Genomic DNA, 1104 nt, shown 5'->3' with positions numbered 1-1104 from the left:
TGCACGACGTCGAGGTGCGGCTGCTCGACCGCGTCACGGGCGCGGCGCTCGACGCCGACGACCGGCGGGTCGGCTTCCGCTCCGTCGAGGTGAGCCGCGAGGCGGACGCGGACGGTGAGTCGTTCGCGTTCGTGGTCAACGGCCGCCCGGTCGCGGCGCTCGGCTTCAACTGGATCCCGGACGACTGCTTCCCGCACCGCGTCACGCACGACGACGTCGCCGCCCGCCTGCGCGACGCCGCCGAGGCGAACGCCAACATCCTGCGGGTGTGGGGCGGCGGCCTGTACGAGTCCGACGACTTCTACGCGCAGTGCGACGAGCTCGGGTTCCTCGTCTGGCAGGACTTCGCCTTCGCGTGCGCCCCGTACCCGGAGCACGACTGGATGCTCGAGGAGGTCGCGGCCGAGGCACGCGAGAACGTGGTGCGCCTGATGTCGCACCCCTCGCTGGCGATCTGGAACGGCAACAACGAGAACTGGCTCGGCTGGGACGACTGGGGCTGGAAGGAGCGCCTCGGCGACCGGCCCTGGGGCGAGCGGTACTACCTGGAGGTGCTGCCGGAGGTGGTGGCCGCGGTCAGCCCGCACGCCTTCTACTGGCCGGGCAGCCCGTACTCTGGCACGCCCGAGGTGTACTCGAACGACCGCTCGCGTGGCGTGGTGCACCTGTGGGACGGCTGGAACGAGCAGGGCTACCAGGTGTTCCTGGAGGACCGGGCGCGGTTCGTCTCGGAGTTCGGCTGGCAGGGCCCGCCCGCCTGGCGCACCCTGACGGACGCCGTGCACGACGACCCGCTGCGACCCGACTCGGAGGGCGTGCTGCACCACCAGAAGGCGGTCGACGGCTCGCTCAAGCTGGCGCGCGGCCTGGCCCCCTACTTCGACGAGCCCACGGACATGGCCGACTGGCACTGGGCCATGCAGCTCAACCAGGCGCGCGCCCTGACCTTCGCGATCGAGCACTTCCGCTCGCTGCGGCCGCTGAACATGGGCTCGATCGTGTGGCAGCTCAACGACTGCTGGCCGGTCGCGTCCTGGGCCGTGGTCGACTCGGCCGGGCGCCGCCGGCCCGCCTGGTTCGCCGTCCGCGCGGCCTTTGCCCCGC

1 protein-coding gene is annotated in these 1104 nt (G+C 72.2%); it reads left to right on the top strand.

What is annotated here, in order from left to right; translation table 11 throughout:
- Positions 1–1104: glycoside hydrolase family 2 protein (locus tag PROKR_RS18045; RefSeq protein ID WP_483823648.1), on the top strand; the 1104-nt coding region annotated here is incomplete at both ends.

The sequence above is a fragment of the Promicromonospora kroppenstedtii DSM 19349 genome (assembly GCF_000515355.1).
Lineage (GTDB): Bacteria > Actinomycetota > Actinomycetes > Actinomycetales > Cellulomonadaceae > Promicromonospora > Promicromonospora kroppenstedtii.
Note: the sequence above shows the minus strand (reverse complement) of the source record. Positions and strands in the feature narration are given on the sequence as shown.